This is a genomic window from Microbacterium umsixpiens, from assembly GCF_053543675.1.
This window is the reverse complement of the sequence record NZ_JBLVOH010000076.1, coordinates 9,937-17,851: the sequence shown is the minus strand read 5'-3', so window position 1 is coordinate 17,851 and position 7,915 is coordinate 9,937. Positions and strand designations below refer to the sequence as shown.

10 protein-coding genes are annotated in these 7,915 nt (G+C 67.1%); 7 read left to right on the top strand and 3 right to left on the bottom strand.

Annotated elements, in window-relative coordinates; all coding sequences use genetic code 11:
* Positions 1-90 precede the first annotated feature (90 nt).
* The gene (locus tag ACNPM4_RS07965; protein WP_448985329.1) at positions 91-402 is read left to right on the top strand and encodes a potassium transporter Trk; all 312 of its coding nucleotides are present in this window, start codon (positions 91-93) and stop codon (positions 400-402) included.
* A 3-nt stretch (positions 403-405) separates the two neighbouring features.
* Here the strand turns inward: ACNPM4_RS07965 and ACNPM4_RS07960 are convergent, their stop codons facing one another.
* Positions 406-1,011, bottom strand: a complete 606-nt coding sequence (locus tag ACNPM4_RS07960; RefSeq protein WP_029263721.1) for a hypothetical protein — start codon at positions 1,009-1,011, stop codon at positions 406-408.
* An 86-nt stretch (positions 1,012-1,097) separates the two neighbouring features.
* On the opposite strand from ACNPM4_RS07960, the gene purM reads away from it, so the two are divergent.
* The 3 genes from purM to ACNPM4_RS07945 are packed head-to-tail and all read left to right on the top strand — an operon-like array spanning position 1,098 to position 5,002.
* Positions 1,098-2,213, top strand: a complete 1,116-nt coding sequence (gene purM, locus ACNPM4_RS07955) for a phosphoribosylformylglycinamidine cyclo-ligase (RefSeq protein ID WP_448985328.1) — start codon at positions 1,098-1,100, stop codon at positions 2,211-2,213.
* A gap of 6 nt (positions 2,214-2,219) precedes the next feature.
* On the top strand, positions 2,220-3,692 hold the full coding sequence (gene purF, locus ACNPM4_RS07950; protein WP_029263719.1) for an amidophosphoribosyltransferase: 1,473 nt from the start codon (positions 2,220-2,222) through the stop codon (positions 3,690-3,692).
* Positions 3,689-5,002, top strand: coding sequence for an MFS transporter (locus tag ACNPM4_RS07945; RefSeq protein ID WP_448985327.1), 1,314 nt, complete (start codon positions 3,689-3,691; stop codon positions 5,000-5,002). The genes purF and ACNPM4_RS07945 overlap by 4 nt, the downstream gene beginning before the upstream one ends.
* A 15-nt stretch (positions 5,003-5,017) precedes the next feature.
* Here ACNPM4_RS07945 and ACNPM4_RS07940 read toward each other — a convergent pair whose 3' ends face one another.
* On the bottom strand, positions 5,018-5,500 hold the full coding sequence (locus ACNPM4_RS07940; RefSeq protein ID WP_417507193.1) for a helix-turn-helix transcriptional regulator: 483 nt from the start codon (positions 5,498-5,500) through the stop codon (positions 5,018-5,020).
* A 393-nt stretch (positions 5,501-5,893) separates the two neighbouring features.
* On the opposite strand from ACNPM4_RS07940, the gene ACNPM4_RS07935 reads away from it, so the two are divergent.
* The gene (locus ACNPM4_RS07935; RefSeq protein ID WP_448985326.1) at positions 5,894-6,511 is read left to right on the top strand and encodes a cutinase family protein; all 618 of its coding nucleotides are present in this window, start codon (positions 5,894-5,896) and stop codon (positions 6,509-6,511) included.
* A gap of 10 nt (positions 6,512-6,521) precedes the next feature.
* Positions 6,522-6,860, top strand: a complete 339-nt coding sequence (locus ACNPM4_RS07930; protein ID WP_372468186.1) for a hypothetical protein — start codon at positions 6,522-6,524, stop codon at positions 6,858-6,860.
* A 150-nt stretch (positions 6,861-7,010) separates the two neighbouring features.
* Here the strand turns inward: ACNPM4_RS07930 and ACNPM4_RS07925 are convergent, their stop codons facing one another.
* A complete protein-coding gene (locus ACNPM4_RS07925; protein ID WP_029263716.1) occupies positions 7,011-7,196 on the bottom strand; it encodes a DUF3073 domain-containing protein in 186 nt (61 codons plus the stop codon).
* 147 nt (positions 7,197-7,343) lie between these two features.
* Between ACNPM4_RS07925 and ACNPM4_RS07920 the strand changes: the two genes are divergently transcribed.
* Entirely contained in the window at positions 7,344-7,889 is a 546-nt protein-coding gene (locus ACNPM4_RS07920; RefSeq protein ID WP_400856809.1) for a universal stress protein, read from the top strand.
* Positions 7,890-7,915: the final 26 nt, after the last annotated feature.

Here is a 7,915-nt window from a genome sequence, read left to right as displayed (position 1 = left end):
CCCGACAAATGCTCGCCTCGCAGGGCCGGGACCGGCGCGACGCCCGCTGAACCGGTTCCCGCCATCGGCCGACGGTGGGACAATGGAGGTATGGCCCCCACCGACTCCCACCAGACCGTCGAAGCGACCGTGCGCCGTGTGCCGCGGTACGGCGTGCTCATGGGCATCGGCGTCGTGCTCGGCATCATCGCCGCCGGCATCCTCACCTGGACGGGCAGCTTCGATGAGTCGCAGGCCCTCGACGTCGTCTACCCGCCTGGTCAGGTCTTCGGCTTCCTGCTGCTGTGGACCGTGCCGATCGGCATCGCCCTGGGAGGCGTCACGGGCCTCGTGATGGAGCGCATCGCCCGTCGGCACGACCGCGTCGTGCAGGTCGACCGCGAGACCGTCGTCGAGGACTGAGAGCTACGCCAGCTCGGCGATCACGGGGCGGATGGCGGTGTCGAAGGCCACCACGTCGCGGCGCAGACCGTCGGTCACCGCGACCGTGAGGTCTCCGATCCACCAGATGCCGCGCTGCGACAGCGGCAGCACCTGCACGTTCAGCTCGAACGAGTGCGCGCGACGGCCGACCTCGCGCTCGAACTCCGCGATCGCGCTCGCATAGGCGCGGTAGGCGTCACCCCCGGTATGGCTCTTCATCGAGCTCACGTACCGGTCGTGCGCGGCGTGCGCGTAGAGGAGAGCGGATGTCGCCTGCGGGGCGATCGCCGTGGCGAGCTCCTCCGCGCCGGTGGCGGGCAGAGCCACGAGGGTGTCGAACCCGTCGATGAGTTCGAGCGGCACGTCCGAGGGATGTGCGCGTGGTTCGACCGTCATGTCCCAGTAGCTCCGCCACTGCTCCTCCACCGCGGGCGAGGCATCGGTCGCGTCCGGCGCGCGCACGGCGAGATCGCGGAGGGCGGGAAGGTCCTCCGGCGCCCGGATCCCGAGCTGCTGGCGCAGCGCGAGCGCGACGAGCACCGGAACGCTCGCGTCTTCGCGGATGAGCCACTGCGGCTTGTCGGCCATGGCCCCATCGTAGGCGGGGAGAGCGTCCGGATCCGAGGTCGTCTCTCGCGGAGAGTCGGACCGCCTGTGGGCGGTAGGCTGGGGGCGTGGCTGCCTCCCCCACCAATCCCTATTCCGAAGCCGGCGTCGACACCGCTGCAGGTGATCTCGCCGTCGAGCTGATGAAGTCTTCCGTGCGCGCGACGCACGGCCCCGAAGTGCTCGGCGGTGTCGGCGGGTTCGCCGGCCTGTTCGACGCCAGCGCGCTGCGCGACTTCCGTCGCCCGCTGCTCGCGACCAGCACCGACGGCGTCGGCACGAAGGTCGCGATCGCGCAGGCGATCGACAAGCACGACACGATCGGCCAAGACCTGGTCGGCATGGTGGTCGACGACATCGTCGTGGTGGGCGCGAAGCCGCTCTTCATGACCGACTACATCGCCTGCGGCAAGGTCGTTCCCGAGCGCATCGCCGACATCGTGCGCGGCATCGCCGGAGCGTGCTCGGCGACGGGCACCGCGCTGGTCGGCGGCGAGACCGCGGAGCACCCCGGACTGCTCGGCCCGCGCGACTACGACGTCGCGGGTGCGGCCACCGGCGTGGTCGAGGCTGATGCCATCCTCGGCGCGGATCGTGTGCAGGACGGTGACGCCGTGATCGCGGTCGCCTCCAGCGGACTGCACTCCAACGGCTACTCGCTCGTCCGCCACATCGTCACGCGTGCCGGCATCGGCTACGGCGACAACGCCGCCGACTTCGGCACCACCTGGGGGGAGGCCCTCCTCGAGCCGACCCGCCTCTACACTCTTCCCCTGCTGCGTCTCATCGAGCAGCTCGGTGGCGGTGTGCACTCACTCAGTCACGTCACCGGCGGCGGCATCGCGGCGAACCTCGCGCGTGTGCTCCCGCAGGGCAGCTGGGCCGAGGTCGACCGCAGCAGCTGGTCGCCGAGCCCCGTCTTCCGGGTGCTCAGCGACATCGCCGGCTCCACGCTCGAGTCCGCGGAGGGCACCTGGAACCTCGGCATCGGCTTCCTCGCCGTGGTGGCCGCAGACAAGAAGGATGCCGCGATCGCGGCGCTGCACGCCGAGGGCATGCCCTCGTGGCAGGTCGGGACCGTCGGCTTCGGCCCGCGTCCGGCCGGCGAATTCGAGCAGGGCGCCAAGGGCGTCGACGGTGGAGCAGTGCGCCTGGTCGGCGCCTACGCGGACGGAGCGAAGTAAGAGCCCATGTGCGGCATCGTCGGAATGGTGGGCTCTGCCCCGGTCAATCAGGACATCTACGACGCACTCCTGCTGCTGCAGCACCGCGGCCAGGATGCGACGGGCATCGCGACCGCCGAGGCGAACGGCGTGATGCACAACGCCAAGGCGCAGGGCATGGTCCGCGAGGCGTTCCGCACCCGTGACATGCGGGCGCTGCTCGGCAACGTCGGCCTCGGCCACGTGCGCTACGCGACCAAGGGCACGGCCTCGAACGAAGAGGAGATGCAGCCGTTCTACGTGAACGCGCCGTACGGCATCATCCTCATCCACAACGGCAACCTCACGAACACGCGTGAGCTCACGGCTGACATGGCGAAGCGCGACCGCCGTCACCTCAACTCGTCGAGCGACACCGAGCTGCTGCTCAACGTGCTCGCCGGCGAGCTGCAGAACACGACGTCGACGGTCGACCTCGACGCCGAGCGGGTGTTCGAGGCCGTCGCCCGCACGCACGAGCGCATCGAGGGCGCCTACGCCGTGATCGCCGTGATCGCCGGATACGGGCTGCTCGCATTCCGTGACCCGTTCGGCATCCGTCCGCTGATCCTGGGGCGTCGTCCCTCGACGGTCCCCGGTGCGGAGGGCAAGGACGAGTGGGTCGTCGCCAGCGAGTCGCTCGTGCTCGAGAACGGCGACTACGAGGTCGTCCGCGAGGTCGAGCCCGGCGAGGCCGTCTTCATCACCAACGACGGCGAGCTGTTCTCCCAGCAGTGCGCCACGGCCGCGACGCTCGCGCCCTGCGCCTTCGAGTACGTCTACCTCGCGCGTCCCGACTCGGTCATGAACGGCATCTCGGTGTACGAGTCGCGTCTGCGCATGGGCGACCGCCTCGCCGACACGATCGCCAAGCACGTGCCGATGGACAAGATCGACGTCGTCATGCCGATCCCCGACTCCTCGCGGCCCGCCGCGATGGAGGTCGCGCGCAAGCTCGGCATCGAGTACCGCGAGGGCTTCTACAAGAACCGCTACGTCGGTCGCACCTTCATCATGCCGGGGCAGGCGGTGCGCAAGAAGAGCGTGCGCCAGAAGCTCAACGCCATGTCGACCGAGTTCCAGGGCAAGAACGTGCTGCTGATCGACGACTCGATCGTGCGCGGGACGACCTCCAAGGAGATCATCCAGATGGCGCGGGATGCCGGCGCCGCCTCGGTGACCTTCGCCTCCGCGGCTCCGCCGGTGCGGCATCCGCATGTCTACGGCATCAACATGCCCTCGCGTCACGAGCTCATCGCCCACGGGCGCACGATCCCCGAGATCGCCACCGAACTCGGCTGCGATCACCTCGTCTACCAGGAGGTCGAAGACCTCAAGGCCGCGATCATCGAGGGCTCCGTCCTCACCGACCTCGACATGAGCTGCTTCGACGGCCGCTATGTGACGGGCACGGTCTCGGACGAATACCTCGCGTGGGTGGAGGGGTCACAGACCTCATGACGATGCCGAGTGCACGACCGTTGTGGCACGGTCGGGCTCTCGCTCTGGTGGGGATCGTCCTCGTGGCGTTCTCGCTGCGGTCGGCGGTCGCCTCCCTGTCGCCGGTGATCGATCATGTCGCCGCCGACTTCCCGGTGCCGACTGCGGTCGTCGGTCTGATCGGCGCCGCCCCGCCCGTGTGCTTCGCGCTCTTCGGGCTGCTGACCCCGCTGCTCGAGCGGCGATTCGGTCTGGAGCGGATGGCGGTCGCCGCGATCACGCTGATGGCGCTGGGCATGCTGCTGCGCGGGTTCGCGGTGGATTCGACGAGCCTGCTCGCAGCGACGGTGGTCGTGTTCGCGGGCGTCGGTTCGGGCAATGTGCTCCTGCCGCCGCTGGTGAAGAAGTACTTCCCGGATCGGCTCGGGATCGTGATGACGATCTACTCGACCACGTTGGCGGTGTCGACGTTCCTGCCCCCGCTGGCGGCCGTTCCGGTTGCCGACACCCTCGGCTGGCGGGTGTCGCTGGGGATGTGGGGCATCGTCGCGGGGATCGCGCTCGTGCCGTGGGTCGCGCTGCTGCTCAAGAACGGGTCGCGCCGCGACGAGCCGGTGAAGACCGAGCTTCTCGTCCCCGACCCCACCGACGGAGTCGACGACTTCCAGGATGCGGTGGCGACCGCGACCGGCCCGATCTCCTCCCAGCCGGCGAACCGGCGTCACTTCGCTCGCCTGTGGCGACTGCCGCTCGCCTGGGCGCTCGCGGTCGTCTTCGGCGCCTCGTCGACCATGGCCTATGTCTCGTTCGCCTGGATGCCGACCATGCTGGTCGACATCGGCGGGGTGACCCCGGCGACCGCCGGGTTCCTGCTGTCCCTGTTCGCGCTGATCGGCCTGCCCTGCTCCCTGCTGGTGCCGATCCTCGTCGTCCGCTTCCAGGCCACGCGCCCACTCTTCTTCGTCGCCGTCATCGGCGGTCTGGTGGGGCTCACCGGTCTCCTGCTGTTCCCGACGGTCGCGCTGCCGCTGTGGGTGAGCATCTTCGGGCTCACGGCCATCATGTTCCCGCTGAGCCTCGTGCTGCTGAGCATCCGTGCCCGCACCTCGGAGAGTGCGGTCGCGCTGAGCGGTTTCGTGCAGAGCATCGGCTACGCGATCGCCGCCACCTTCCCGCTGCTGATCGGGCTGCTCCACGAGACGACCGCCGGTTGGCAGATCCCGCTGCTCGTCATCGCCGGTGTGCTCATCGTCTCGGTTCCCGCGGGCATCGTCGCCGGGCGGCGCCGCACGGTCGAGGACGAGTGGGAGCGTCGGCACGGACGCTGGTGAGTGCGGGTGCGAAGCTCACGGGGCCGACCTTGCGTCGCTTTCGACTACGCGGCCAGTCTTTCCCAGTGAGGAGAAGCGCCCGCTATTTGACTCCGACGCCCTGGCCGATGATGTCTCTCGTGACGGAGATACCGGCGCAACAGACAACGGCCGACCGCTGAGCGTCACCCGGGTGGCGCCTTCCCCGCCGGAGTCGACAACGCCGCAGGATCCGCATTCGGTGACGACGAACTTCGTGAGCGAGGAACTGTCGAGAAACGCGCTCATTTCCTCGGCCCCTACGCCGAGGGCTTTTAGCAGCTTGCGCGTCGTCTGAAGCCGAGGGTTTGCCCAACGCGCGCCGCACACCGCTCGTTCGATTCGTCCGTAGGTAGTTACGTCGATTCCGGCCTCGTGTGCCACGTGTTCTTGGGAGAGGCCCCTTGCTGTACGGAGCGAGCGCAACCACCGACCGAGGCTCACAGCGAGGGCAGCATCCTCGGGGGGCGGTGACTTCATAGTTCTCTCCTTCCAGTTCTTCCAATTGATGTTTCAAATGTAGGAGAGTATCAGGTAGCACGCTACTCGCGGTCTGGCAAGGGCGCTTTCTGGGAGCGGTCTTGAATCGCCGGTTTCGTTGCCTTAGGTGCACTGAAGCGCCGGAAGGAGAAAGCCATGAAGATCGTTCGAAACCATGTTCGGCCCGACCAGAGAAGACGAATAGGAGCGCGAGCAGCAGCGCTGGTGGGCGCAGCCGCGGTCGCTTTCGCGACGTTGGCAGGGGGTGCGCCGGCCTCGGCTGCCCCGTCTAGCGACCCCTGTGAGTTCGCCGTGTTCATCGGTGTTAGGGGTACTGGAGCGCAAGGAGGATCGGGGCCAACGCACGGCGGGCGGGTCTGGACCTCCGGTGGCATGGGTGATCAGATCGCCCCATTGGCAAGCAAGGTCAGTACTGAGGCATACCCGACGTACTTCGAGGCGCTGAACTATCCGGCGACGGCCCCCGACTACTTGCAGAGCGTTGCGAGTGGGTCGACTGCTCTCATCAATGAACTCAACTACCTGTCGACGCTCTGTGGAGGGTACGGACCAGCCGTGATCATCGCCGGGCACTCGCAGGGGGCTAACGTCATTTCAGATGCTCTCGGCAATGGACAGTGGCCGCAAGGCCCCACTCTCACCGCGCAAGCACAAAAGATGATCTCCGCCGTGGTCTTCTATGGCGATCCGCAGTACTGGCCTACGGACGCCTGGAACGCACCCTATTCGCCGGGGGGCTATGGGGCCCTGCAGAGGAACACGCTGGTCGCGGCTGATCTGGGAACATACCGAGTGTGGGGATGGACGCAGGGAAGCACCAACCCGAACCCAACCTGGGTGCCAAAGATCCGCTCGTACTGCGCCACGGGGGACTTCTTCTGTCAGAACAACCCTGGCGACGGCAATTTCGCGATCCACAACTCCTATGGAAAGACGACCACGACGATCGCCGCGAACTGGATTCGCTACATGATTTCGGACTTCAACTAAGATGTCCGCCGTGGCCGAGATTAGCTATCGGAACCCAAACGCCCGTGCGCGCGGCGTCGCCGTTCTTCTGTTGCAGGCCGTTGTCTCCGCTGGCGTCGGGTACTGGGTGTTCATGCAGACGTTCCGTATCGCGGGTTGTGGCTCTGCTTGCAATTTCGCACTCGCGGAAGCGGCGTGGCACACGCAGATCTGGGTGAGTGTCGCCGCGTTCATCGCATCGCTCGTGGCGATCCTGTGGAGCTGGCACAAGGGGCGTGAGAGTTGGTGGATGGTAGCCATCGGAATCGCGCTGATCCTCGCGACGGGAGTCGTATCGACAATCGCGATCGTCGCGGCCACCGAACTCTGAGTCCTCGGGCTTCAAGAAGACCCCTTGGCGCTTCGTACGCCAAGGGGTCTTCAAAGACAATGATCGCTAGGTGACGTCTGTGCCCGTATCGCGCCCAGACACGACGAAACACCCGCACGTGGTGCGGGTGTTTCGGAGTAGATCGGGCGGTCAGGCCTTCTCTAGCTCGTCCTCGTCTTCGTCTTCATACTCATCGGCCCACTTGTCGACGTAGGCGTCTTCGTCGGTCGGGTGAGCCAGCTCGCGCTCGAGCGCGGAGTAGTTCACCGACGGACTGTACGCCTTGAGTTCGCGGGCGATCTTGGTGTGTTTCGCCTTCTGACGGCCACGGCCCATGCGCGAGACCCCCTCACGAGTTAAGCTGCGGGCGGTGAGGCCCGAGGCATTCACGACACCGGCGAGAAGCCGGTAAGAGTAGCATTCAGAATAGCACGCGGGAAAGACGCTCTGGCCGAGGCCAGACTGGTGAAGGGAACGATCTTCATGACCGACAACACCTCCACTCCGTCCGATGAGGCCGCACAGAACGCGGCGCTGCAGAAAGCCGTCATCGTCGGCATGCAGCTGGACCAGGACCCGCATGTGATCCGCGAAGCGGTTCGGTATGCGCGACTGTTCGGTGTGCCGCTGGTCGTGGCGCACGTGGACGTCACTCGATTCGTCACCTATGAGGACCCGGACGGCTACGTGCACTCGGCACCGATCGACATCAACTTCGACGCGGGCGCCGCGGAGTTCGAAGCGGTCGAGGCCGCTGCCGCGAAGCTGCTGGCGGGGACGGATGTCACGTGGACGGCGCGTCAGCTCGTCGGTGACCCGGCGTTGGCGATCAAGCAGCTCGCCAACAAGCTCGATGCGCAGCTCATCGTCGTCGGCACCCGCAAGCGCGGTATCGGCGAGTCGATCCGCGAGTTCTTCACGGGCTCGGTCGCGGCGCGGCTCGCGCACCGGCAGCACCGCTCCATCCTGGTCGTCCCGCTCGGCGAGTCGGTGCCGGACGAGCAGAGGGAGATCTGGCCGGAGTCCTAGAGGACGCGGCACAGCAGAGGGCCCCG